We start from the raw sequence: 25537 nt of genomic DNA on the forward strand, positions 1-25537 counted from the left end.
CCTTTTTTCGGCTCCCTACGAGTCACGATTTGGCTGGGCGTCTGATGCCGAACCGCACGGCATAGTTTCTGTAGGTGTGGGCATCGAGAAGTTGCTTTTCGGGCAACCAAATATCGTGGTGAATCAGGAAGTCCATGGCCTTGTTCTGCCAGAAACCACTCTCGGAGCCATGATGGCTGATAGCGATGTAGTTGTCTGAATCACCATTCAGTTTATGGAAATCGCTTGGTACTACAGTACGCAGAAAATCCGGCGTAAAGCTGGCCTTCCGACGGTCGCTTAGGGAGCCAGCGGGTTTTCCGACATATACCCAAAGCTTGAATACGTGCGAGCCTTCCACCAGATGGAAATCGCCGCAATCCACGAAGATGATGGATTTTTGCGAGTCCTGTTTCAGCATGGCAATATCCGAGCGCAGCGACTTCCCCAGTCGCTCATGAACGTACTGGTGCGCTTGATTGCCGAGGATCAGCCGGGTCTCTTTGATCAGGCCCAGCCCGAGAAGTCCCTCGAGGAAGGCCTTCCGTCCGGGGAACATGCGTTGGAGATCTTCTTGGCCGGAACGGATCCCGTATTCTTCAACGGCTGCCAGGAACAGGCCCAGGTCCTGGGCACTAAGCCACGATTTGACGCGGTCGATGCACGACTGGGGGAGGGGTTTCCACCATTCGAACCAGTCCCTGGTGTGTTCCAGTCGGGGATCCTTGGCGATGGTCAGGATGGTATCGAGCCAGGCTGGGCCAGGTTTCTGGACCTTATCGGCCATGGCCTGAAGGATCTTATGTCCGAAATATCCATCCTGTACCGGGGCCTTATACACCGATGGCCGCGTCAACTCGGTCAGGAAGTCATGATCGGCGGTGGGGTCTGCCTCGTGGATCTGCTGGATGTAGTACCACAAGCGGATTTGTTCACCGTAGTCACCACCGTCGAAGCCGGGCAGCCCAGCCTCGTCCAGGAAATCCTCCAGTTTTCTCCCGTTCCGGATCAGGGCCCGGGCGACGGTTTCCGGTCCCGAGGGGTCGAGGACCAGATCAGCATGGCTACGGACGTACTCAATGGCGTCGCGACGTGTTGGTTTAGATTCAAGCTGGGCAACAGCGCTGGTGATCAAGCTGCTCAATGCCGTCAGCAGGCCGGGTTGCCAGTGGTCCAACCGGGTGAAATAGCGCAGATGAATCATCAGCAGCCCTGCCGTGGCCATACGAGAGAGCCGGTGCGGCGAATTGCTGAGCATTTCCAACGGGGCCGTCCGCAACGTGGAAGTTGCCATACGAGGTTCGTCATTCCACAAGGAAATGAATGCCCGCCCCATCTTCCTCTCGGTCAGGGCGGCTGCAATTTCGTCCCCGTCGCCGCGCATTAGGATCTCTCTGGCGCGGACTAGGACACGGGCGATCCCGACCCCTGCATTGGCACTGCGCGATACGTTGGTGGCCCGGATGAGTAGCTGTTCCCAGTCCTCGGCTACTGCCGACCGCGATGAAGGGCTGAACAGTTCCGGCGTCGGGGCAGGCCCAAACATCTACTTGCCAGCCTTGTCGAGACTTTTGCTGATATTGAGCAGATCGTCGGCATCGGGCCGAACAATAGTGAAACGAATATCGATGCGCCGGTTGGCGGCACGATTTTCATCATTGTCCTGCTGAGAGGCGACCGGTCGACTTTGGCCATAGCCCGAAACAGAGAAGAGCAGCTGGCTGCTCTGGTTCTGGAGTTTTTCCAAATTCAACGCGGGCGGCAGTTCCTTATTCCACAGCGACCACAACGAAATCGCCCGGAAGGTGGAAAGGCCCCAGTTTCCCGTACCTTCCAGACCCCTGAACTGAACATTATCGGTATGGCCCTCGACGAAGACCGTGTCGAGGAACTTCATGCGGTCATCGGTCTGAATGCTCTTCGAGATGACGGATCCGATGGACAATGCCACCCCCTTGAATTCGTCATCGATGTCGTAGGAGGCCGCAGCAAATCCGAGTTTCTCGCTGGGAATGCTCAACACCGAATTGTTCTCAGTGATGAGAACGTCAATGCCTCGATCTTTGAGGGTTTTTTGCATCTCCTCCAGCATGTCCTTTCGGACCACTTCCGCTTCCCTGAGCGTGGAGACCTGGTCGTTGAAACGATCTTGCTGAACTTGGACCTTGTCTTGCTGCACGGTCAACTCGTGTTGCTTTTCCGATAGCTGGAGCACCAAGACCACCACCGCCAGGATGAAGATCATGACCAAGGCCGACATCAGGTCGGAGAACGAAATCCAAAATGACTCGCCCTCCTGCTCCGATCCGTTTCGCGGTCTACGCCGTGTGAACGCCATTCTTCACACGCCCCTTCAACTCGTCGATGTCCTCCAGAGTGTTTTCCAGAGCTTGTGCGATATTGAGCATCTTGGCTGCGTAGGCGTGGCTCTGGGTGTTCCATTCCTCGAAACGTTTTTGCGTGTGCTCAGATACGGCGGTCGAATACTCATTAAGCCACCCACGCATGGAGTTCTGTGTTGCTTCCAATCGAGTCGACAGGCCGTTCGTGAGGTCTTCGAATTCTGCGTGAAGGCCCTTCAGATACGAGTTTTGGTGCTGCTCGAGGGCGGTGAACCCGTCTCGCGACGTTGCCGCCGCCTCGGTCAATGACCGGCCAGCCTCCTGCAGGTGAGCGTGCAGTCGTTCCAGCTGTTCGTGCTGCTGGGCAAAGGTATCGGCGATACCTTGCTGACGGTCCACCGTTTGAACCAGTTTTTCGGTGGAGGAATCCAGCAGCTCGGCTGAGGCCGCCGTCCGCTCACCGATAGTCGAAGAGGCGTCGGTGAAGGCTTTCGCCGATTTTTCAAGATCTTGTGACGCACTTTGCAAGTGTTGCGAGGAAGTTTTCATCGTCAGACCGGCCGCATCAACAGTTTCAGCAAGAATGGCGATCACCTCTTCGGTATGGGTTCGTTGCTGCGACATGGCCAGCATCAACTCCTCCAAACGCTTCTGGGCAGCCTCGGACTGTTCCCCGGTTTTTTCCATGATGCCGTCAACCTTGGACGAAAGCCGTTCCATCATCGTGCTGAATTCACCGCTCATGGCCCCCAAGGATTCCCCGACGTTGGTGGCGGCTTCCCCCATTTGCTGTGCCTGGCGATTGCCGATGTCCTCAAAGGAGGACGCGAACTTTCCCACCAGGTGCTCGAAGACCTCGCTTGACTGCTTCGATGCCGATTCGCTGATCTGTGCCATGGCCGGAGTGACGGACGATTCGAGGGCAGCTGTTACCGCCGCCTGCATATCTTGGGAAAGGCCGGTTACGGCTCGTTGCAGCTCGACACCGATCTTTTCGTGAAGCTCCTGTAAAGCAGTATTCGAGTCCACAGAATTGCGCTCGATCTCTATGAGAGACCGTTCAGCCGTATGCCGGCTAAAAAGATGATCGATCCGTTCCTGGATCTTCTTGACGTCCTGGGACACCTGATTGGCGACATGATTACCCCACATATTTGCCGCCAGGCTGAGAGATACCCCAAGAATCGAGGTGACGAAGGCCAAGGAGGCTCCGGAGATCAGATCTCCGACACCGGACCTTAATTCCGTACTGTCGGCGTCACTTCCCAGGTCTAGCCCCCACAGACCCGCAACCAACCCCACGAAGGTTCCCAACACGCCCAAAGCAGTCAGGGCTGAAGGGAGGAATTTCTGGATGCGGTTGTGCAGTACTTCGCCGGCCAGCGTTTCGGTGTCGAAGAAATATTCGGCGTCTACTGTGTTGAAAAGGCGGCGCCGATCGGGGGATTCGACGAGCGATTCGTCGAATTCCATCCAAGCCTCCGGCGCTGCCCGAGAGGATTCTCGGAGGGCACGGGCAGTGTCCACAGCAGACTGGCGCATGGCAACGAGGTTCTCGTCACTCAGCGGGGAAAGGATCGTCTCTAGCTGGCGAATCCTTTGGCGAGCTTTCTTTTGTCCGCGTCTGAGTGAATAACCGAACCAGGTAAAGCATCCGGCCAAGACTAGGACGAAGCAGATTAGCACCCAGAATGCCACCGGGGTCAGGTCTAGGCCCAAGAGATTGATGGTGCTGGCAGAGTGATTTTGGGCTGCACTAGGCAACATGATGTTTCCCCCCATAAGCGCTACCAAGCAACATCAGGTGAACTAGGCAACGTCGTCAACAAGTCAGTGTTTGAACTATACGCCTGGGGTCGCGTACCTGATAATTCGAAGAAGGGAGGTCAACGCCGAGTTCAAGACCCTCGATGTCGGCGATATTCTTCCCTTCGCGGTCGTTGATTTCAGCAACCCCGTCAAACGGTCGAACCGGCGGGCTCGGAAGGTGACGAAAGCCACGGGTCACATCCAGTCACTACTCAAGGGGGAGCAAGGGACAGTCGTCGTCCTGTGGTAATTTTGGTCGAGCAGTCACCCTTTAAATTCCGTCCAGTGAGGCGGGGAAGGAGGCGGCATCATGGAAAACTACGGCGCCACCGACAAGACCGGGCCCACCGGTCCCACCAGCGTTCGCATAGTACTTTCAGAAGCCGACATCTCGCGTGCGCTCACCCGCATCGCCCATGAAATCATTGAAGCCAATAAGGGCACCGAGGACCTGGTCTTGCTCGGCATCCCCACCCGCGGCTTCCCCTTGGCGCAGCGACTCGCCGAACGCATTGCCCGTGCCGAACCGAGCACCAATCCAGCAGCGATCACCGGTCAACTCGATATCACCATGTACCGGGACGATCTGCGCCATTCCACCACCCGCACGCCACTGCCCACGAAACTGCCGGCCGGCGGCATCGACGGCAAGGTCGTGGTCCTGGTCGACGACGTGCTCTACTCGGGGCGAACCATCCGCGCAGCCCTGGACGCCCTCTCCGATCTGGGCCGACCACGGATCGTGCGCCTGGCAGTGCTGGTGGACCGGGGCCACCGCGAACTACCGATCCGTGCCGACCATGTGGGCAAGAACCTGCCCACCGCCTCCTCCGAAAAGGTGAGGGTCCGCCTGGGTGAATTGGACAGCGCCAACGGTGAACCAGTGAACGACGTCGTCATCGAGTCCCGCGCATGAGGCATCTGCTCTCCACCGCCGACCTGGCCCGCGCCGACGCCATCCGGGTCCTGGACATCGCCGAGGACATGGCCGCCGTGGGCACCCGTGAGGTCAAGAAGTTGCCCGCTTTGCGCGGACGCACCATCGTGAACCTGTTCTTCGAGGACTCCACCCGCACCCGGATCTCCTTCGAAGCCGCCGCCAAACGGCTCTCGGCCGATGTCATCAACTTCTCCGCCAAGGGTTCCTCGGTCTCCAAGGGAGAATCCCTGAAGGACACCGCACAGACGTTGAAAGCCATTGGTGCCGATGGGGTGGTCATCCGCCACGGTTCCTCCGGCGCCCCGGCCCGGTTGGCAGCCGCCGGCTGGATCGATGCCCCCGTGGTCAACGCCGGAGACGGAACCCACGAACACCCCACCCAGGCCCTGCTGGATGCCTTCACGCTGCGCAACCATTGGGCGAAGGTCCAGGGCGTGGAATCCACCGGCACGGACCTGACCGGGATGCGGGTGGTCATCGTCGGAGACATCCTGCATTCGCGGGTGGCCCGCTCGAACCTGTGGCTGCTGCGCACCCTGGGGGCCGAGGTCACCCTGGTCGCACCACCCACCCTGCTGCCGGTCGGCGCCGCCGCCTGGCCGTGCACCATCAGTTACGACCTCGACGCCACCCTGGCCGCGGGGGCGGATGCGGTGATGATGCTCCGGCTCCAGGCCGAACGCCAGCACGCTTCCTTCTTCCCCAGCACCCGCGAATACTCCCGCATCTGGGGGTTCGACGACGCCCGGCTGGCGGCACTGGATGCCCAGCCCGGCCGCGAGACGATCATCCTGCACCCCGGACCGATGAACCGCGGGTTGGAGATCTCCTCCGCCGCCGCCGACTCACCCCGCTCCACCGTGCTGGAACAGGTCAGCAACGGAGTCGCCGTGCGCATGGCCGTCCTGTACCTCCTGCTTTCTGCGGACCCGCAGCAACCGGGCTCCCTCTGAGAATCGAGAATCACATGAGCACCACCACCTACCTCATCCGTGGGGCGAGCCTCGTCGGCGGGGAAGCCTCCGATCTGCTGCTGGTCGACGGCCGCATCGCCGCCCTCGGCGCCGACGCGGGAACCCACGACGCAGCAAACACAGCAGAAGTCATCGAAGCAACCGGCCTGATCGCCCTGCCGGGCATGGTCGACCTGCACACCCATCTGCGCGAACCCGGCCGCGAAGACGCAGAAACCGTCGAAACCGGCACGCGGGCGGCGGCCCGCGGCGGATTCACTGCGGTGCACGCCATGGCCAATTCCACTCCGGTGGCCGATACCGCGGGCGTCGTGGAACAAGTCCATAATCTGGGTCAGCGCAGCGGCTGGGTCGACGTCCGCCCCGTCGGCGCCGTGACCGTCGGGCTCGCCGGGGAACGACTTTCAGAGATCGGGGCCATGGCCGATTCGAGGGCCCGCGTCAGGGTCTTCTCCGATGACGGGATCTGTGTTTGGGATCCGGTGCTGATGCGCCGGGCACTGGAATACGTGAAGGCCTTCGACGGGGTGATTGCCCAGCATGCCCAGGAACCCCGGCTGACCGAGGGCGCCCAAATGAACGAAGGGGAGGTCTCCGCCGTCCTGGGTCTGGCCGGCTGGCCGGCGGTGGCCGAGGAATCGATCATCGCCCGCGACGTCCTCCTGGCCCAGCATGTCGGGTCCCGGCTCCACGTCTGCCACGTCTCCACCGCCGGGTCGGTGGAAATCATCCGCTGGGCCAAATCCCTGGGCATCAATGTCACCGCCGAAGCGACCCCGCACCACCTGCTGCTCACCGACGAAATGGTGCGCAGCTACGACCCCGTCTACAAGGTCAACCCGCCGCTGCGCCGCGAAGCCGATGTCATGGCGTTGCGGGCCGGTCTGGCCGACGGGACCATCGACATCATCGGCACCGACCACGCCCCGCACCCCTCGGAGGCCAAGGATTGCGAATGGGCGCAGGCAGCCATGGGGATGACCGGGCTGGAAACGGCGCTCTCGGTCGTCCAACACACCCTGGTGGAAACCGGGATGATGACGTGGGCGGATGTCGCCCGCATCACCTCGACCACCCCGGCACTGATCGGCCGGCTGGTCGACCAAGGCCGGCCGCTGGCGCTCGGGGAACCGGCCAACCTGATCCTCGTGGACCCGGCAGCACGCTGGACGGTGGACCCCACCACCATGTCCACCAAGGGCAGGAATTCGCCGTTCGCTGGGATGGAACTGCCCGGCAGCGTGCGCGCCACGTTCTTCCACGGCCACCCCACCGTCCTGGACGGCGCCTTGGCCACCCCTCGGCCCTATACCGGAGTCCCAGCATGAGCGAATACGTCCCCTACCTCATCGGCCTGGTCGTGATCGCCGCCGTCGCGATCCTGCTGATGCGCCTCGGCTGGCGTCACCGCCAAGGCCGCCAAGCAGATATCACCGCCCCCGTGGCAACCCCGGCAGCATTGGGTGAGCCGCTGGCCGAAGCCGTCGGCCAATACGTGTGCACCACCACGGCGGGGGACTGGTTGGACCGCATCAGCGTCCACGGTCTGGGCATGAAATCCAACGCCGAACTCTCCCTGCACCCCGAGGGCGTCCTGTTCTCCCGCAGCGGAGCCCCCGAGGTGTTCATCCCCGCCGCCGACCTGGAATCGGTCCGCAGGGAATCCGGAATGGCCGGCAAATTCGTCGAATCCGGTGGCCTTCTGGTCCTGGGCTGGCGACTGGGAGAGCACGACGTCGACACCGGCTTCCGACCCCGCGCCGCCGAGGATATGGCCACCCTGGTCTCCGCAGCAGAAACATTGATCCCCGAACACGGCGCCCCCGCGCCCACCGATGACCGCACAGCACCGAAGAAGGACAAGCCATGAGCGTCAACACCACCCCCGAACCGGCAGTACTGGTCCTGGAGGACGGCCGGATCTTCCGCGGCCGCGCCTATGGCGCCGGCGGCACCACCGTGGGAGAGGCAGTCTTCACCACCGGCATGACCGGCTACCAGGAGACCCTCACCGACCCCTCCTACGCCCGCCAGCTCATCGTCCAGACGGCACCCCATATCGGCAATACGGGAATCAACGCCGAAGACAACGAATCCGATCGCATCTGGGCTGCCGGCTACATCGTCCGTGACGCGGCCCGCCGCCCCTCCAACTGGCGTTCCGAAGGCACGCTGGACGATGAACTCATCCGCCAGGGCATCGTGGGCATCCAGGGGGTCGACACCCGGGCCATCACCCGGCACCTGCGCGAACGCGGGGCCATGAAGGCGGGCATCTTCTCCGGGGCCGACGCCGGCGCCACCGATGCAGAACTTATCGCCCGGGTCGCCGAACAGGAATCGATGGAGGGCTCCCAGCTGGCCGAGGAGGTCAGCGTGAAAACCGCCTACACCGTCGAACCTGCCGACTACGGTTGGCAGGGCGAACCGCGGTTCACCATTGCCGCCATCGACCTGGGCATCAAATCCACCACCCCCGAACGGCTGGCCGAGCGGGGACTGCGCGTGCACGTGATCCCCGCGACCAGCAGCTTCGAGGACATCACCGCGTTGAATCCCGATGGCGTGTTCATCTCCAACGGCCCCGGTGACCCGGCCACCGCCACCAACCAGGTCGAAACGCTGCGCCGGGTGCTCGACGCACGGATCCCGTACTTCGGCATCTGCTTCGGCAACCAGATCCTGGGCCGGGCGCTGGGCTTCGGGACCTATAAGCTGCGCTACGGGCACCGCGGCATCAACCAGCCGGTCATGGACCTGTCCACCGGGAAGGTGGAGATCACCAGCCAAAACCACGGCTTCGCGGTCGACGCGCCCCGCGGGGGCGCCTTCCAGGCCCCCGAGCAGAAATACGGTCGCGTCGAAGTGTCCCATGTCTCCTTGAACGACGACGTCGTGGAGGGGCTGCACTGCCTCGACCTTCCGGCGTTCTCCGTCCAATACCACCCCGAGGCGGCGGCCGGACCCCACGATTCCGCCTACCTCTTTGACCGTTTTTTTGACCTGATGGCCGCCAACGGCGCCCAGTCCACGAACTCCAAGGAAGAGAACTAATGCCCAAGCGCGAAGACCTCAAGTCAGTCCTGGTCATCGGGTCGGGCCCGATCGTCATCGGACAGGCCGCCGAATTCGACTACTCCGGAACCCAGGCCCTGCGCGTGCTGCGCGAGGAAGGCCTGCGGGTCATCCTGGTCAACTCGAACCCGGCCACCATCATGACCGACCCGGAGTTCGCCGACGCGACCTACATCGAACCCATCACCCCCGAGGTGGTGGAAAAGATCATCGCCAAGGAACGCCCCGACGCCATCCTGCCGACCTTGGGCGGACAGACCGCCCTGAACACTGCCATCGCCCTGGATAAGTCGGGGGCACTGCAGCGCTATAACGTCGAACTCATCGGCGCGAACATCGAGGCCATCGAACTCGGCGAGGACCGCGAGAAGTTCAAGGGTGTCGTCGAACGCTGTGGTGCCGAGTCGGCGAAGTCCATCATCGTGCACTCCATGGACGAAGCTTTTGCCGCCGTCGAGGAACTGAACTACCCCGTCGTCGTCCGCCCGTCCTTCACCATGGGCGGCCTGGGCTCGGGGATGGCCTATAACGCGCAGGACCTGCGCCGTATCGCCGGTGCCGGCATCCAGTACTCACCAACCTCCGAGGTGCTCCTGGAGGAGTCCATCCTGGGCTGGAAGGAGTATGAGCTGGAAATGATGCGCGACGCCAACGACAACGTCGTCGTCGTCTGCTCCATCGAGAACTTCGACCCCGTGGGCGTGCACACCGGTGACTCCATCACCGTCGCCCCGGCCATGACGTTGACCGATCGCGAATACCAGAAGCTGCGCACCATCTCGATCGCGGTCATCCGCGAGGTCGGGGTGGACACCGGCGGCTGCAACATCCAGTTCGCGATCGAACCCGACACCGGCCGGGTGGTCGTCATCGAAATGAACCCGCGCGTCTCCCGTTCCTCCGCGCTGGCCTCGAAGGCCACCGGTTTCGCGATCGCCAAGATCGCCACCAAGCTCTCCCTCGGCTACACCCTGGACGAGATCCCCAACGACATCACCCGCAAGACCCCGGCCAGCTTCGAACCGGCGCTGGACTACGTCGTGGTGAAGGTCCCGCGGTTCGCCTTCGAGAAGTTCCCGGCGGCGGATCCGACCCTGACCACCACCATGAAGTCCGTCGGGGAGGCCATGGCCATCGGCCGCAACTTCACCGAGGCCCTGCAGAAGGCGCTGCGTTCGCTGGAACAGCGCGACGCCCAGCTGCAGTTCACCACACCGAACGCGATGGACGTGCCCGGCCTGCTCGAACGCAGCCGGGTCGGCACCACCGGCCGGCTGGCCATGGTCCAGCAGGCACTGCTGGGCGGGGCGAGCATCGAGGAAACCTACGAGGCCACCGGGATCGACCCCTGGTACCTGGACCAGCTGGTGCTCATCAACGAGATCGCCGAACAGATCCGGGAGGCCGGCTCCCTCACCGAGGACGTGCTGCGTCTGGCCAAACGCCACGGTTTCTCCGACGAGCAGATCGGCGCGCTGACCCACACCCCCGAGGCAGTGGTCCGCGGGGTGCGTCATGCCCTGGGCGTGCGCCCCGTCTATAAGACGGTCGATACCTGTGCTGCCGAATTCGCCGCCTACACCCCGTACCACTACTCCTCCTACGACGAGGAGTCCGAGGTCGAGGTGCATGAGAAGCCCTCGATCATCATCCTGGGCTCGGGACCGAACCGGATCGGCCAGGGAATCGAGTTCGACTACTCCTGCGTCCACGCCACCATGGCGTTGCGGGAGGCCGGACACGAGACGGTCATGATCAACTGCAACCCCGAAACGGTCTCCACCGACTACGACGTCTCCACGCGGCTGTACTTCGAGCCGCTGACCCTGGAGGACGTGCTGGAGGTCATCCACGCCGAGGAGGCGACCGGCGGGGTGCTGGGCGTCTTCGTCCAGCTCGGCGGGCAGACCCCGCTGAAGCTGGCCCAGGAACTGGCCGACGCCGGGGTCCCGATCCTGGGCACCTCGCCGGAGGCGATCGACCTGGCCGAACACCGGGGTGCCTTCCAGCAGGTCCTGGACGCCGGAGGGCTCATCGCCCCGAAGAACGGCACCGCAGTCTCCTTCGAGGATGCCAAGCGCATCGCCGACGAGATCGGCTACCCGGTCCTGGTCAGGCCCTCCTACGTGCTGGGCGGCCGCGGCATGGAAATCGTCTACGACGAGCCGAACCTCGCCCGGTACATCGAACACGCCACCGAGATCACCATCGACCACCCGGTGCTGGTGGACCGTTTCCTGGAGGATGCCATCGAAATCGATGTCGACGCCCTCTACGACGGCACCGACATCTACGTGGGCGGCATCATGGAACACGTGGAGGAGGCCGGCATCCACTCCGGTGACTCCGCCTGCGTGCTGCCCCCGATCACCCTGGGCACCGAGGTCCAGGCCCGGGTGGCCGAAGCCACGCTGGCCATCGCCCGCGGGGTGGGGGTCCGGGGGCTGATCAACATCCAGTTCGCCCTGGCCTCCGACGTCCTCTACGTCATCGAAGCCAACCCACGGGCCTCCCGCACGGTGCCGTTCGTCTCCAAGGCCACCGGCGTGCAGTTGGCCAAGGGGGCCGCCCTGATCGGGACGGGGGTCTCGATCAAGCACCTGCGCGAGGTCCACCACCTGCTGCCGGCCAGCGGCGACGGATCGCATCTTCCCGACGACGCCCCGGTCTCGGTGAAGGAGGCCGTACTGCCCTTCGCCCGCTTCCGCACCCCCGAAGGCCGGGTCGTCGACTCGCTGCTGGGCCCGGAAATGCGCTCCACCGGCGAGGTCATGGGCATCGACAAGTACTTCGACACCGCCTTCGCCAAGAGCCAGGCGGCCGCGAATTCGCCGTTGCCCACCCACGGACGGGTCTTCGTCTCGGTGGCCAACCGGGATAAGCGCTCCATCGTGCTGCCGGTGAAGCACCTGGCCGATCTGGGCTTCGAGATCGTCTCCACCGGCGGGACCGCCGAGGTCCTGCGCCGCAACGGCATCACCGCCACCGTGGTCCGCAAGGTCCGCGAAGGCACCGAGGACGGGGAAGCCACGATCGCGGATCTGATCACCGACGGCAAGATCGACATGATCCTGAACACCCCCTCGGGAGGCGATGCCCGCGGAGACGGGTACGAGATCCGGGCGGCCGCGACCTCGGTCGGCACCCCGGTAATCACCACGGTGGCCTCCTTCGGGGCGGCCATTCAGGCGATCCAGGCGATGCGCCAGTTCGAATGGTCGGTCACCTCCCTGCAGGAGCACGCCGAACGGCTCAACGACTCCCGCCAGGGGGCCTGAGCCGTGAGTGCACCGCACGACGCCGGCCGGGAGCCTTTCGGCTCCCGGCTGGCCCGGGCCATGGCCGTGCACGGTCCGCTCTGCGTGGGGATCGACCCGCATCCGGGGTTGCTGGCCGACTGGGCGTTGACCGACGATGCGGCCGGGGTGGAACGATTTGCCCTCTCGGTGGTGGAGGCCCTGGCCGGAGAAGTCGCCATGGTCAAACCCCAGGTCGCCCTGTTCGAACGCCACGGGTCGGCCGGAATGGCCGCCCTGGAACGGACCCTGGCTGCATGTTCGCAGGCCGGGCTGCTGTCCCTGGCCGATGCCAAACGCGGGGATATCGGCTCCACCATGGCCGCCTATGCGGACGCCTGGCTGCGCGATGGGTCCCCCCTGGCCGCTGATGCGGTGACGCTGAGCCCCTATCTGGGGTTCGGGTCGCTGCGTCCGGCCCTGGAGGCCGCCGCCGCCAGCGGCCGCGGGATCTTCGTCCTGGCGCTGACCTCCAACCCCGAGGGGGCCAGCGTCCAGCATGTCGGCGGGGCCGCCTCGGTGGCGCGGGGGATCGTCGAGGCCACGGCCCGGGAGAACCAGGGGGCGCAGCTGGGCTCCACCGGGTTGGTGATCGGGGCGACCGTCGGCCCGGCCCTGGAGGAACTGGGGATCGATCTGGCGGCCAGCCAGGCCCCGATCCTGGCCCCGGGGCTGGGGGCACAAGGAGCCACGCCGGAGGATTTGCGGGCGGTGTTCGGCGCGGTCTGGGACCAACTGGTGCCCACCTCCAGCCGCGACATCCTGCGCCATGGACCCGATATCGCGACGCTGCGCAGGGCCGCCATCGACGTCCAGGACTCCTTGCGCGGTTGAGTCGGCAGGCCTGCGACCATTGCGCCTGGTCCCAGGGTTCGCTAGGTTCGGATCACATCGTCACTAGGCACGTTCGGTTCCCGGTGACGACCGATTCCTAGTCGGCAGGGGATTACGCTATGGTTTTGAAGTCATTATCGGAGGAAGACCGTGCGAAGGCGAGGGCCAAGGCCCTGGTCTCGCGGACCCGCCGAGCCGAGGTGAAGAACAGCTTCGGCCGCGGCGAGTTGCCCATTGCGGAGCTGCTCGAGCTGGCCCGCAGCGATGAGGCGGTCGGACGCCTCCGCGTTGCGGATCTGTTGGAGTCGGTTCCCGGGATCGGTTCGGTCAGGGCCGCGGCGCTGATGGAACGCATCGGCATCTCGGCGAATCGCCGGTTGCGCGGCCTGGGACGTAAACAGCAGGCGGCGCTGCGGTCCCACTTCGACGACACGCCGCCACACGCAAAAAAGTAACAAAGGACACCATGCCGGCTTCCAGCCACCCGCCAGTCACCGTCCTCGCCGGCCCCACAGCAGTGGGCAAGGGGACCGTTTCCACCTACATCCGTGACCACTACCCGGAGGTGTGGCTCTCCGTTTCGGCGACGACACGCGACCCCCGGCCGGGGGAGCAGGATGGAATCCACTATTTCTTCGTGGGCCCGGACGCCTTCGACGAACTGGTCGGGGCCGGGGACATGCTCGAATGGGCGGTGGTCCACGGACGCAACCGCTACGGGACGATCCGCACCAAGGTCGCCGAAGCCGTGGCCGCCGGACGCCGGGTCCTGTTGGAGATAGACCTGCAGGGTGCCCGCCAGGTGAAGGAGTCGTTGCCGGAGGCGAAATTCGTGTTCCTGGCCCCGCCCAGCTGGGAGGAACTGGTCCGCCGGCTCATCGGACGCGGCACCGAATCGGAGGAGGAACAGCAAAGACGGCTCGATACCGCTAAACTGGAACTCGCTGCCGAATCCGAATTCGACGTCACCATCGTGAACGACGATATTCGGCGTGCAGCCGACGAGCTGGTTTCCCAGATGGGCCTGACTCCGCACCAGCGGTAGTCGGGGCCGACCGGCACCGACGAACACCACACAGAATTTGGAGGCTTCGTGTCTACGAACACCGAAGGCATCATCAATCCGCCGATCGACGAGCTGCTGACCACCACGGATTCCAAGTACGCCTTGGTGATCAACTCGGCCAAGCGGGCCCGGCAGATCAACGCCTACTACTCGCAGCTGCATGAGGGCCTCTTCGAGTACGTCGGCCCGCTGGTCGACACACAGTTGAACGAAAAGCCGCTCTCCATCGCCCTGCGCGAAATCAACGAGGGCCTGCTGCAGGTCAAGCCGCTCGACGCCGACGACGCGCAGTAGCGCCACCCCGTGAAGGCCCAGCAGCGCATCGTCCTCGGAGTAGGCGGCGGGATCGCCGCCTATAAGGTGGCGGGGCTGCTGCGCCTGTTCACGGAATCGGGCCACCGGGTCGACGTCGTCCCCACCGAAGCCTCGCTCCGGTTCGTCGGCAAGGCCACGTGGGAGGCCCTCTCGGGGCGCCCGGTGCGCACCAGTGTGTTCGAGGCCGTGGAGGACGTGAACCATGTCCTCCTCGGCCAGGACGCCGATCTGATCGTCATCGCCCCGGCGACGGCCGATCTGCTGGCCTGCCTGGCCGCCGGGATGGCCAACGACCTGCTGACCAATACGGTGCTGGCCTCCACCGCCCCGATCGTGGTGGCCCCGGCCATGCACACCGGGATGTGGGAGAACCCCGCCACCACCACCAATGTCGCCACCCTGCGTTCGCGCGGGATCACCGTCATCGACCCCGCCGTGGGCCGTTTGACCGGCAAGGACACCGGTGCCGGACGCCTGCCCGAGGCGTCGCAGATCTTCGACGTCGCCCAACGTTTCCTGATCCCCTCCGGGGCCACGGGCCCACGGACCCCCATGGAGGAGCCGACGACGGGGGAGGGACCCCTGGCGGGCCGCACCGTCGTCGTCACCGCCGGGGGCACCCGGGAACCACTGGACCCCGTCCGCTTCCTGGGCAACCGCTCCTCCGGCAGGCAAGGTACGGCCATCGCCCGGGCCGCCCTGGCCGCCGGCGCCACCGTGCGACTGGTCGCCGCCCATCTGGAGACCGAGGTCCCCGCCGGCGTCGAGCTGACCACCGCCTCCACCGCGCTGGAACTACGGGACGCCGTCGCCGAGGCCTGCCAGGGGGCCGATGCGGTCATCATGGCCGCCGCCGTCGCCGATTTCCGTCCCGCCGACTACGCCGGCACCAAGATCAAGAAGACCGGCGAGGACGGGGCCCCCGGCCTGACGCTGGTGCGCAACCCCGACATCCTGGCCTCACTGGTCGAACACCGCCGGGACCACCCCGAGGAGGGCCCGGCCCTGATCGTCGGCTTCGCCGCCGAAACCGGCGACACCGAAAACTCCGTGCTGGAATACGGCCACGCCAAACTCGTGCGCAAGGGCTGTGACCTGCTGGTCGTCAATGAGGTCTCCGCCACGTTGGGCTTCGGCACCGAAGACAACACGGTCACCATCCTGGCCTCCGACGGCGCCGAACCCACCCGGATCGACGGGAGCAAGGACGAGGTGGCCCGCGGACTCATCGCGACGGTGGGGACCCTCCTGAACCGGTAGAGTGATCGGGTGACTTCCCAGAACCCCTCCCTGCGCCTGTTCAGTTCCGAATCCGTCACTGAAGGCCACCCAGACAAGATCTGCGACCAGATCAGCGATGCCATCCTCGATGAGATGCTCGCCCAGGACCCGAATTCCCGCGTCGCCGTGGAAACGCTGGTCACCACCGGTCTGGTGCACGTCGCCGGTGAAGTCACCACGGCCGGATACGTCGAGATCCCGCATCTGGTGCGCAAGACCATCCTGGACATCGGCTACGACTCCTCGGCCAACGGATTCGACGGGGCCCGCTGCGGCGTCTCGGTCTCCATCGGCCAGCAATCCCAGGAGATCGCCGACGGCGTGTTCAACTCCTGGGAACAACGCGAAGGCACCGGCCAGGATCCCCGGGACGCCCAGGGCGCCGGGGACCAGGGCATCATGTTCGGCTATGCCTCCGACGAGACCCCCGTGTTGATGCCCACCCCCATCTGGCTGGCCCAACGGCTATCCGAAAAACTCACCGAGGTCCGCAAGACCGGGGCCCAGCCGCTTCTGCGTCCCGACGGCAAGACCCAGGTCACCATCGGCTACGACGGGGACGTCCCGGTCTCGGTGGAGACCATCGTCGTCTCCTCCCAGCATGCCCGCGAACTCGAACTCGAGGCGCTGCGCACCGATCTGCACGAACTGGTGGTGCGCCCGGTGCTGGCCGGAACCGATCTGGACATCTCCAACACCCGGATCATCCTCAACCCCTCCGGCCCATTCATCATCGGTGGCCCGGTCGGCGATGCCGGGCTGACCGGACGCAAGATCATCGTCGATACCTACGGCGGCTTCGCCCGGCACGGCGGCGGGGCCTTCTCCGGCAAGGACCCCTCCAAGGTCGACCGTTCGGCCGCCTACGCGATGCGGTGGATCGCCAAGAACGTGGTGGCCGCCGGGCTGGCCCGCCGCGCGGAAATCCAGGTCGCCTACGCCATCGGCGTGGCCCGGCCCGTGGGGCTGTACGTGGAGACCTTCGGCACCGAAACCGTGGATCCGCTGAAGATCGCCAGCGCCATCGAGGAGGTCTTCGATCTGCGCCCGCTGGGGATCATCGAGGATCTGGATCTGAAGCGTCCCGTCTATCAGCGCACCGCCGCCCACGGCCACTTCGGCCGCGAGGAACCGGGCTTCACCTGGGAGCAGACCAACCGCGTCGAGGCGCTGCGCCACTACTTCAACCTCTAGGAGGGCCTCGTGGACCGGTCAGCCGCAGAGCCCGAGCAGCCCACGCTGCTGCAGGGCTTCGACGTGCGCCGGCCCCTGCCCACCGGGGTCACCCCGGCGGCCTCGCTGCCCGTGGCCCGGGTCCTGCTCGACACCCAGGTCCCGCATCTGGACCGGCTCTACGACTACCTGGTGCCCGCGGAACTGGAGGCCCGGGCCATCCCCGGGGTACGCATCCGGGCCCGTTTCGGCGGGCAGGAACTGACCGGATATCTCGTGGAACGACTGGCCGAAACCGACCCCGGGGTGAGCTTGCAGCCACTGGGGAAGATCGTCTCCGACGAGGTCGTCCTGCGCCCCGAGGTCCTGCGGCTATGCCGGGCCGTCGCGGACCGCTACGCCGGAACCCTTCCCGATGTCGTCCGCTCCGCCATCCCCCCGCGGATGGCCCGCGTCGAAACCGAGACCAGTGCCGCCGACGCCTCCGATGCCCCACGGGCCGCACTCCCGGCGGCCCCCACCGACGAGGGCCCGCGCGTGACGCCGTCGTCGGTGCCGGAGTACGACGGTGGAGCAGGGTTCCTGGAGTCGCTGGCCGGCGGCGGCGCCCCCCGGGCCGTGCTCAGCGTGATGCCCAACCAGCCGGGGGGCTGGCCTGCCCTGCTCGGCGAAGCGGTGGGAGCCTGCCTGGATTCGGGGCGGGGGGCCCTGGTCGTCGTCCCCGATGCCCGCGACCTGGATCGGGCCGCCGAGACCTTGACCGCCCTGCTGGGCCCGGCGGTCGTCGCCCGGCTCAGCGCCGAGGACGGGGCCACCCCGCGCTACCGGGAATTCCTGCGGATCTCCCGCGGCCAGGCATCGGTGGCGGTGGGGACCCGGTCGGCGGCCTACGCCCCGGTCCACGACCTGGGACTGGTGGTGCTGTGGGAGGACCAGGATTCCAGCCACGCCGAACCACGGGCCCCCTACCAGCACGCCCGCGAAACCCTGCTGCTGCGGTGCCAACTGGCCGGCTGCGCCCTGCTGATGGCCGGGACCTCGCGCAGCGCCGAGGCCCAGCGCCTCGTGTTGACCGGGTGGGCCGCCGAACTGACGGCCCCGCGGGCCCTGTTGCGGGCCCAGGCGCCCCGGGTGGTGGCCAGCTCCGATTCCTTCGAGCAGGAACGTGACCCGGTCCTGCATGCCGCCCGGCTGCCGAAGCTGGCCTGGTCGACGGCGTCGAAGGCGCTGGAGCACGGTCCGGTGCTGGTACAGGTGGCCCGGACCGGCTTCCTGCCGGCCGTGCGCTGTGAACGCTGCCGCGAACCGGTGCGGTGCCCCGCCTGTTCCGGCCCTCTGGGTCTGGATCATTCCTCCGCCGTCCCCGGCTGCCGGTGGTGCGGGGAACAGGCCCCGAACTGGACCTGCCCCACCTGTGGGGGGCGGCGTCTGCGGGCCGCGGCCATCGGGGCCGACCGCACGGCGGAGGAACTGGGCCGGGCCTTCCCCAAGGTCCCGGTCGTCAGCGCCACCGGCGGCCTGCCCCGCCGTCGTGTCCCGGGATCCCCGTCGCTGGTGGTCGCCACCCCGGGGGCCGAGCCGGTGGCCGAGGGCGGCTACGCCGCGGTGCTGCTGTTGGACGGGGACCGCATGCTCGCCCGCGATGAACTGCGCACCGGGGAGGAAGTGCTCCACCGCTGGCTCGCGGCCGCCTCCCTGGGCAGGTCATCACGGGATGGTGGCGTGGTGGTCATCGCGGCGGGGGAGTCCGATCCGGTCCGCGCCCTGGTGCGCTGGGATGCCGCCGGCTATGCCGAACGCGAGCTGAACCTGCGGCGTGAACTGGAGCTGCCCCCCGCGGTGCGCACGGCCTCCCTCTCGGGTCCCGCCCTGGCGGCCGACGCCTTTGCCGAAGCACTCGAGCTTCCCGAATCGGTCAGGCTCACCGGACCGGTGATCGAAGAGGACGGGGTCCACCGGTGGCTGCTGTTCTTCTCCTACGGCCAGGGCGGACCGCTCTGCGCTGAACTGCGCCGGGTCAAGGCCAGGTCCTCGGCCAACCGCGATCCGGTGGTCGCGGTACGCGTCGACCCGCAGGGCCTGCTCTAGTTCTTGCCGGTCAGGAAACCGGTGATCATCCTGGCCGCGGTCCGCGGGCGTTCGTAGTGGATCAGGTGCCCCACCCCGGCGATGACCTCGACCCTGGCCTGCGGGAACCTGGCCGCCAAGGAATACTGCCCCTCGATGGAGCCGAGGTCGTCGAGGGCGCCGACGATCAGCAGGGTCGGCTCCTCCACCTCGGCGGCGACGTCACGGACCGTATCGGTGATCGAGGAGGCGAAGGCCTCCTGCAGGCTGGCCCGGGTGGCGAAGCGGCTGAAATAGCGCCGGTGCTGGTCCACCACATAGGCCTGGGTCCGCGGATCCCCGGAGGTGCCCATCGCGGCCGACATGACATCGACGATCAGCCGGTTGCGCAGCACCGCCAGGCCCAGGCGTTCGGGCAACATCCGACCGGCGGCGTAGTAGCCGGCCGCGACCCGGGAGAAGACGGCCTGGCTGCCCTCCAGCGCCGGTTCGCAGATGGGGTTGATCAGCACCAGCGAGGCGAACCTGCCGGGATGTTCGGCCAGGTAGCGGGAGGCGACGATCGTTCCGAAGGAGTGCCCCAGCAGGACGGCCGAGGCCGGGATCCCCAGCTCGGCGCGCACGGTTTCGATGACCCCCGCCTGGGTGGCCGCGTCGTGGCGGGCGTCGGGGTAGGCCGTGGAATCACCGAACCCGGGCAGGTCGGGAACGATGACGGTGTAGCCGGGAAGGTTGCGCACCAGCAGGTCCAGTCCGTGGTGGTCCCCACGGAACCCATGGATCGCCAGGATGATCCCCTGCGAGGGGCCCCGGGAGGGGTAGGTCCTGACCGCCAGGTCCGAGCCCAGGTGTCGGTGGCGGGTGACCCAGGGGGCGCGGTAGTCGGAAGGGATGTCCATGGGATGAGCCTATCGGCCGCCGGTGCTCATTTAAGCAACCGCCAGGCGGTCCCCTCGTCGATCACCAGATCGGTCATCAGTCGGCCCTCCAGTGCGCCGCGGACGGCTTCGAGCTTGCCCCGGCCGGCGACGATCGCCAGCCGTTGCGGAACCCGGCGCAGGGCGTCGAGCGGGGGACCGGTGGAGCGGTCGTTCATCGAGATCGAGTCGTCACTGCCATCGCGACGGTAGAAGACGGTGGCCACGTCCCCGACCACCCCTTGTTCACGCAAGGCGGCGGCTTCCCGGGCGCTGACATAGCCTCCGCGGTAGATCTGGCTGGGGACCGCGGCGTCGATGGAGCCCAGCCCGAAGACCGCCAAACGGCACTCTGACTGGGTGTCCAGCACGCGGCGGACAGATCGTTCCTGCCACATGGCGGCCCGGGTCTCGGCCCGGTCGAAGAAGGCGGGGACCGGGAACTGTTCCACCCGGGCGGTGAAGGCCGCCCCGAACCTGAAGAGGATCTCGCTGGCATAGGAGATGCCCGTGGTCTGCGGGTTGGCGGCGCCGTTGAGTTGGACGAAGACCGTGTCATGGGTGGGTTTATGCACCAGGTGCCGGCTCAACGCGGTCAGCGTGGACCCCCAGGCCAGCCCGACGGTCATTCCCGAAGAGATCAGCGGTTGGACCACATGGGCCCCGTGGGCGGCCACGCGTTCGAGGACCTCGGCCTCACTGAGAGAACCGTCGGTGGGCACCACATGGGCCCTGACCCCGTATCTGGTTTCCAGGGCCCTGACCAACGACGTGGCCCGGCCGCGCGGGGGATTCAACTCGATCTTGACCAGGCCATTGCGCTTGGCCAGTGACAGCAAGCGGGACACGGTGGACCGGGAGACCCCCAGGTCCCGGGCAATGGCCTCCATGGTCAGTTCCTGGACGTAGTACAGCTGGGCCGCCCGCAGCGCATCGCGTTCGCGCCGGTCACCGGACGTGTGTCGTACGCCATGAACGTTCGGGTCACCGGATCCGTTCTCCGGATCCTCCTCCAGCGGGTCGTACGGCATGATTCCTCCGCTTCCTGCACGTTTGTGCATTCCGATTGACGGCAACGTTCTCCACTGGACAGACTACTGGGCGGTTGCCCGTTCAGGGGCCAACAGTTCCATTTCGCAGCAAAGGACAGATCTAAGTGTCATCCACGCAAGCAGCCCGTCCTGCCGTTTCCCGGTTGTCGGAGAGGCCCCGTGCCCAGGTCCTCATCGTCGGAGGAGGAATCAATGGCGTCGCCACCTTCCGCTACCTGGCCCTGCAGGGCATCGACGTCGCGCTGGTGGAGCGCGGGGACTACTGCCAGGGGGCCTCCGGCGCCTCCTCGCATATGATCCACGGCGGAATCCGGTACCTGGAAAACGGCGAGTTCCGCCTCGTCCACGAATCGGTGCAGGAACGCAACACGCTGCTGGCCATCGCCCCGCACTACGTCAAGCCGCTGCGCACCACCATCCCGATCTTCTCCACCTTCTCGGGGATCCTCAGCGCCCCGGCCCGCTTCCTGACCCACCGCAACGGCAAGCCGCAGGAACGCGGGGCCCTGCTGATCAAGGCCGGCCTGATGATGTATGACGCCTTCGCCGGCTCCGGACGGCTGACCGAACGCCACCGGTTCCACGGCCGTCGCCGGGCCCTGCACGATCTGCCGGCACTGCGCCAGGACGTGAAGTACGCGGCCACCTACTTCGACGCCTCCGTGCACAACCCCGAACGCCTCACCCTCGATGTGCTCCAGGACGGCCTGCGCGCCAACCCGGACTCACGGGCCTCCAACTACGTCTCCCTGGTCAACGAGCACGACGGCGTGGCGACGTTGCGCGACGAACTCACCGGCGAGGAATTCGAGTTCACGGCCCCGGTGATCGTCAACGCCACCGGCGCCTGGGTCGATGAGACCAACCACGCCCTGGGTCAGGACAGCCGGTTCATGGGAGGGACCAAGGGCTCGCATATCGTCCTGGACAGCCCCGAACTGCTCGCCGCCTGCGGCGGCCGGGAGATCTTCTTCGAGCACAGCGACGGACGCATCGTGTTGATCTACCCGATGGGGGACCGGGTCCTGGTGGGCACCACCGACATCGACGCGGACCCGGGCGAGCCGGCACGCTGCACCGAAGAGGAAGTGGACTACTTCTTCGATCTGATCAACCATGTTTTCCCCGAGGTCGCCGTCTCGCGGCAGGAGATCGTCTACCGCTTCTCAGGCATCCGCCCGCTGCCCCGCCACGACGACACCCAGCCCGGCTTCGTCTCGCGTGACTACCGCATCGAAAAGCGATCGGGCGGCCAAGGGTCCACGATGCTCAGCCTGGTCGGCGGCAAATGGACCACCTTCCGGGCCCTGGCCGAACACCTGGGAGGCGAAGTGCTCACGGCACTGGGACGCCCCTCCGGGCCGGATACCAGCGCCCTGGCCATCGGCGGCGGCGTGGACTACCCGCGCAACGACGTCGAACGCGAACAGTGGATCTCCGCCAGGACTTCACGGGCAAGCCGCGACCGACTGGCCGTCCTGCTCGAACGCTACGGTACCCGTGCCGACGAGGTCCTGGAGGCCAGCGGCGAGCAGGACGCCCTGCTGCTGAGCTGCGACGAACTCAGCGTCGACGAACTGGCCCACATGGCCCGCCACGAGCAGGTCGGACGGCTGGTCGACGTGTTCATCCGCAGGACCTCGCTGGCCTTCCGCGGCCTGGTCACCACCGCGCTCATCGACGAATGCGCCGAGGTCCTGGCCCCCGTGCTGGGGTGGGACGCCACACGCGTGGCCAGCGAACGCGCAGAGACCCATCGCGTACTCTCCGAAGAGCACGGCGTCACCTTCTCCCCGGCAGCCGCCTAGGGACCCTCGCCCGACCGTGCCACCGGGCACGGTCGGGCCCCCATTTTTCCGCATCGGCGATCGCCGGGAGCCGGATCACCGCGGGACATCAACTGATGCCCCGCCCCATTCCACACAACGTAGGAGTCAACGATGTCTCTACAAGTCTTCAGTGCGGAAGCACTCGGCACCATGGTGCTGATGCTTCTCGGCTGTGGCGTCGTCGCCAATGCCGTCCTGAGGGGCGCCAAGGGCAATAACGGCAATTTCCTCATGGTCAACTTCGGCTGGGGGCTCGGCGTCTTCGCCGGTGTCTGGGTCGCCGCGGTCTCCGGCGCACACATCAACCCCGCCGTCACCGTCGGCCTGCTGGTCAACCCCAACGTCCACGAGTATGCCCCGGGCGTGGCCATCACGCTGGTGAACACGCTGCTCTACTTCGCCGCCCAGATGATCGGCGCCATCATCGGTGCCGTCCTGGCCTACCTTTCCTATAAGCAGCACTTCGACGCCGAAGAGGACCCGGCGGCCAAGCTGGGCGTCTTCGCCACCGGCCCCGTCTACCGGCATAAGGGCTGGAACCTGCTCACGGAGATCATCGCGACCTTCGTCCTGGTCTTCGTCATCGCCGGTTTCGGACTGACCCCCAACGGACTCGGCCCGCTGGCCGTGGCCTTCCTCGTGGTGGGCATCGGTGCCTCCCTCGGTGGACCGACCGGCTACGCGATCAACCCGGCCCGTGACCTCGGACCCCGGATCGCCCACGCCTTCCTTCCGATCAAGGGCAAGGGACCCAGCGACTGGAGCTACTCCTGGATCCCCGTCGTCGGCCCCCTGGTCGGCGGAGCCTTGGGCGGCGTCTCCGGAGGCCTGCTCTTCTAACGCCTCCGTGCGCACCTCGACCCCGCGGCCAGGACCCATGTCCTAGACTGCCAGCACACGATCGTGTGGTGCGCGTCACGGCATCATCTGCCCCATCACCGGTACTTCGAAGGGAAGCAACCCATGACCAAGAACATCATCGCCATCGACCAGGGCACCACGAGTTCGCGTGCCATCATCTTCGACCACGACGGAGCCATCGTCTCCGTTGGACAGAAGGAACACGAGCAGATCTTCCCCAAGGCGGGATGGGTCGAGCACGACGCCGAGGAGATCTGGACCAACGTCCGTGAAGTCGTCGGCAGCGCCCTGTCCAAGGCGAACCTCACCCGGCACGACATCGCCGCGGTGGGCATCACCAACCAGCGCGAGACCACGGTGGTCTGGGACAAGAACACCGGCAAGCCCGTCTACAATGCCATCGTCTGGCAGGACACCCGGACCCAGGACACCGTCGACGAGCTCTCTGCCGACGGCGGCGGGGACCGCTACAAGGACCGGGTGGGCCTGCCGTTGGCCCCCTACTTCTCGGGCACCAAGATCAAGTGGATCCTGGACAACGTCGACGGGGTCCGCGAACGCGCCGAAGCAGGGGACCTGCTGTTCGGCAACACCGATACCTGGGTGACCTGGAACCTGACCGGCGGTACCGACGGCGGCGTCCACATCACCGATGTCACCAACGCCTCCCGCACCTTGTTCATGGACCTGAAGACGCTGGCCTGGGACGAGGGAATCCTGGCCGATTTCGGGGTCCCGGTCTCGATGATGCCGACCATCAAGTCCTCCTCGGAGGTCTACGGCACGGTGCACACCAACCAGCTGTTGCGCGAGGTCCCCGTGGCGGGCATCCTCGGTGACCAGCAGGCCGCCACCTTCGGCCAGACCGCCTTCAAGGCCGGCGAGGCGAAGAACACCTACGGCACCGGTTGCTTCCTGATCTTCAACACGGGCGAGGAGATCGTGAAGTCCTCCAACGGGCTGCTCACCACCGTGGCCTACCAGCTCGAGGGGGAGAAGCCGGTCTATGCACTGGAGGGCTCGATCGCCGTGGCCGGCTCCCTGGTGCAATGGCTGCGTGACAACATCGGCATGATCTCCTCCGCCGCAGAGGTCGAGGACCTGGCCGCGCAGGCCGAGGACAACGGCGGGGTGTACATCGTTCCGGCGTTCTCGGGCCTCTTCGCCCCCTACTGGCGTCCCGACGCCCGCGGCGCCATGGTCGGGCTCACGCGTTTCGCCAACCGCTCCCATATCGCCCGGGCCGCCATGGAAGCCACGGCGTTCCAGACCCGGGAGGTCCTGGACGCGGTCAACGCCGACGCCGAAGTCCCGCTGACCGAACTGCGGGTCGACGGCGGCATGGTCGCCAACGAGACCCTCATGCAGTTCCAGGCCGATATGCTCGGCGTCCCGGTCGTCCGCCCCGAGGTCACCGAGACCACGGCCCTGGGCGCCGCCTACGCCGCCGGACTGGCCGTCGGGTTCTGGACCGACCGTGATGAGCTGCGCGCCAAGTGGGCCGAGGACAAGCGGTGGGAACCCGAAATGGACCCCACCGAACGCGACCGTCAGATGCGTTTGTGGAAGAAGGCCGTCACCAAGACCTTCGACTGGGTCGACGAGGACGTCCTCTAGGCCCGCCAACCCCTCCACGACCTGCAGCGCGGGGCCGTGACACCCCAGGTGCCACGGCCCCGCCGTGCTGTATACTGGGACCATGTCAGCAGTCCTACGTCCTTCCTAGC

The 25537-nt window shown here is 66.0% G+C and carries 21 protein-coding genes; 16 read left to right on the forward strand and 5 right to left on the reverse strand.

The features are described 5' to 3' along the window. Positions 1-22 precede the first annotated feature (22 nt). From ACT3S6_RS10500 to zorA, 3 genes are all read right to left on the reverse strand, one after another. A complete protein-coding gene (locus tag ACT3S6_RS10500) occupies positions 23-1525 on the reverse strand; it encodes an EH signature domain-containing protein (RefSeq protein ID WP_444554900.1) in 1503 nt (500 codons plus the stop codon). Then, entirely contained in the window at positions 1526-2224 is a 699-nt protein-coding gene (locus ACT3S6_RS10505) for an OmpA/MotB family protein (protein ID WP_444554901.1), read from the reverse strand. It abuts the gene before it with no gap. Positions 2225-2297: 73 nt separating this feature from the next. Beyond that, positions 2298-4103, reverse strand: coding sequence for an anti-phage ZorAB system protein ZorA (gene zorA / locus ACT3S6_RS10510; RefSeq protein WP_443381865.1), 1806 nt, complete (start codon positions 4101-4103; stop codon positions 2298-2300). 337 nt (positions 4104-4440) lie between these two features. Here zorA and pyrR point away from each other — a divergent pair, with 337 nt between their 5' ends. The 13 genes from pyrR (at position 4441) to ACT3S6_RS10575 (ending at position 19172) form a co-directional block, all read left to right on the forward strand. Next, positions 4441-5046 carry a bifunctional pyr operon transcriptional regulator/uracil phosphoribosyltransferase PyrR gene (pyrR, locus tag ACT3S6_RS10515; protein ID WP_443348400.1) on the forward strand — a complete coding sequence of 202 codons (606 nt, stop codon included), beginning with the start codon at positions 4441-4443 and terminating at the stop codon, positions 5044-5046. After that, complete coding sequence (locus tag ACT3S6_RS10520; RefSeq protein ID WP_443348402.1) at positions 5043-6023, forward strand: aspartate carbamoyltransferase catalytic subunit; 981 nt, start codon at positions 5043-5045, stop codon at positions 6021-6023. The genes pyrR and ACT3S6_RS10520 overlap by 4 nt, the downstream gene beginning before the upstream one ends. A gap of 14 nt (positions 6024-6037) precedes the next feature. After that, positions 6038-7372: a dihydroorotase gene (locus tag ACT3S6_RS10525; RefSeq protein ID WP_443348405.1), complete on the forward strand. Its 1335-nt coding sequence runs from the start codon at positions 6038-6040 to the stop codon at positions 7370-7372. Next, positions 7369-7914: a PH-like domain-containing protein gene (locus ACT3S6_RS10530; protein ID WP_443348406.1), complete on the forward strand. Its 546-nt coding sequence runs from the start codon at positions 7369-7371 to the stop codon at positions 7912-7914. The genes ACT3S6_RS10525 and ACT3S6_RS10530 overlap by 4 nt, the downstream gene beginning before the upstream one ends. Next, positions 7911-9098: a glutamine-hydrolyzing carbamoyl-phosphate synthase small subunit gene (carA, locus tag ACT3S6_RS10535; RefSeq protein WP_443348408.1), complete on the forward strand. Its 1188-nt coding sequence runs from the start codon at positions 7911-7913 to the stop codon at positions 9096-9098. The genes ACT3S6_RS10530 and carA overlap by 4 nt, the downstream gene beginning before the upstream one ends. Next, positions 9098-12397, forward strand: coding sequence for a carbamoyl-phosphate synthase large subunit (gene carB / locus ACT3S6_RS10540; RefSeq protein ID WP_444554902.1), 3300 nt, complete (start codon positions 9098-9100; stop codon positions 12395-12397). Before carA ends, carB begins: the two co-directional genes overlap by 1 nt. Before the next feature lie 3 nt (positions 12398-12400). Next, on the forward strand, positions 12401-13249 hold the full coding sequence (pyrF, locus tag ACT3S6_RS10545) for an orotidine-5'-phosphate decarboxylase (RefSeq protein ID WP_444554903.1): 849 nt from the start codon (positions 12401-12403) through the stop codon (positions 13247-13249). A gap of 119 nt (positions 13250-13368) precedes the next feature. After that, positions 13369-13704, forward strand: a complete 336-nt coding sequence (gene mihF, locus ACT3S6_RS10550; protein ID WP_444554904.1) for an integration host factor, actinobacterial type — start codon at positions 13369-13371, stop codon at positions 13702-13704. An 11-nt stretch (positions 13705-13715) separates the two neighbouring features. Next, entirely contained in the window at positions 13716-14294 is a 579-nt protein-coding gene (gene gmk / locus ACT3S6_RS10555) for a guanylate kinase (RefSeq protein ID WP_444554905.1), read from the forward strand. A 48-nt stretch (positions 14295-14342) separates the two neighbouring features. Continuing rightward, positions 14343-14609: a DNA-directed RNA polymerase subunit omega gene (gene rpoZ / locus ACT3S6_RS10560; RefSeq protein ID WP_444554906.1), complete on the forward strand. Its 267-nt coding sequence runs from the start codon at positions 14343-14345 to the stop codon at positions 14607-14609. A 9-nt stretch (positions 14610-14618) separates the two neighbouring features. After that, positions 14619-15890, forward strand: a complete 1272-nt coding sequence (coaBC, locus tag ACT3S6_RS10565; protein WP_444554907.1) for a bifunctional phosphopantothenoylcysteine decarboxylase/phosphopantothenate--cysteine ligase CoaBC — start codon at positions 14619-14621, stop codon at positions 15888-15890. 9 nt (positions 15891-15899) lie between these two features. Continuing rightward, entirely contained in the window at positions 15900-17105 is a 1206-nt protein-coding gene (gene metK / locus ACT3S6_RS10570) for a methionine adenosyltransferase (protein ID WP_444554908.1), read from the forward strand. Positions 17106-17114: 9 nt separating this feature from the next. After that, a complete protein-coding gene (locus ACT3S6_RS10575) occupies positions 17115-19172 on the forward strand; it encodes a primosomal protein N' (protein ID WP_444554909.1) in 2058 nt (685 codons plus the stop codon). Here the strand turns inward: ACT3S6_RS10575 and ACT3S6_RS10580 are convergent. Further along, complete coding sequence (locus tag ACT3S6_RS10580; RefSeq protein WP_444554910.1) at positions 19169-20050, reverse strand: alpha/beta fold hydrolase; 882 nt, start codon at positions 20048-20050, stop codon at positions 19169-19171. The genes ACT3S6_RS10575 and ACT3S6_RS10580 overlap by 4 nt on opposite strands. A gap of 26 nt (positions 20051-20076) precedes the next feature. Next, a complete protein-coding gene (locus ACT3S6_RS10585) occupies positions 20077-21099 on the reverse strand; it encodes a sugar-binding transcriptional regulator (RefSeq protein ID WP_444554911.1) in 1023 nt (340 codons plus the stop codon). Positions 21100-21224: 125 nt separating this feature from the next. On the opposite strand from ACT3S6_RS10585, the gene ACT3S6_RS10590 reads away from it, so the two are divergent. The 3 genes from ACT3S6_RS10590 (at position 21225) to glpK (ending at position 25427) form a co-directional block, all read left to right on the forward strand. Then, on the forward strand, positions 21225-22928 hold the full coding sequence (locus ACT3S6_RS10590) for an FAD-dependent oxidoreductase (RefSeq protein ID WP_444554912.1): 1704 nt from the start codon (positions 21225-21227) through the stop codon (positions 22926-22928). A gap of 132 nt (positions 22929-23060) precedes the next feature. Continuing rightward, positions 23061-23789: an MIP/aquaporin family protein gene (locus ACT3S6_RS10595; protein WP_444554913.1), complete on the forward strand. Its 729-nt coding sequence runs from the start codon at positions 23061-23063 to the stop codon at positions 23787-23789. 123 nt (positions 23790-23912) lie between these two features. After that, positions 23913-25427, forward strand: coding sequence for a glycerol kinase GlpK (gene glpK, locus ACT3S6_RS10600; protein WP_444554914.1), 1515 nt, complete (start codon positions 23913-23915; stop codon positions 25425-25427). Positions 25428-25537 lie beyond the last annotated feature (110 nt).

The organism is Arthrobacter sp. AOP36-C1-22 (genome assembly GCF_052377515.1).
In the GTDB taxonomy this organism is placed as follows: Bacteria; Actinomycetota; Actinomycetes; order Actinomycetales; family Micrococcaceae; genus Arthrobacter_H.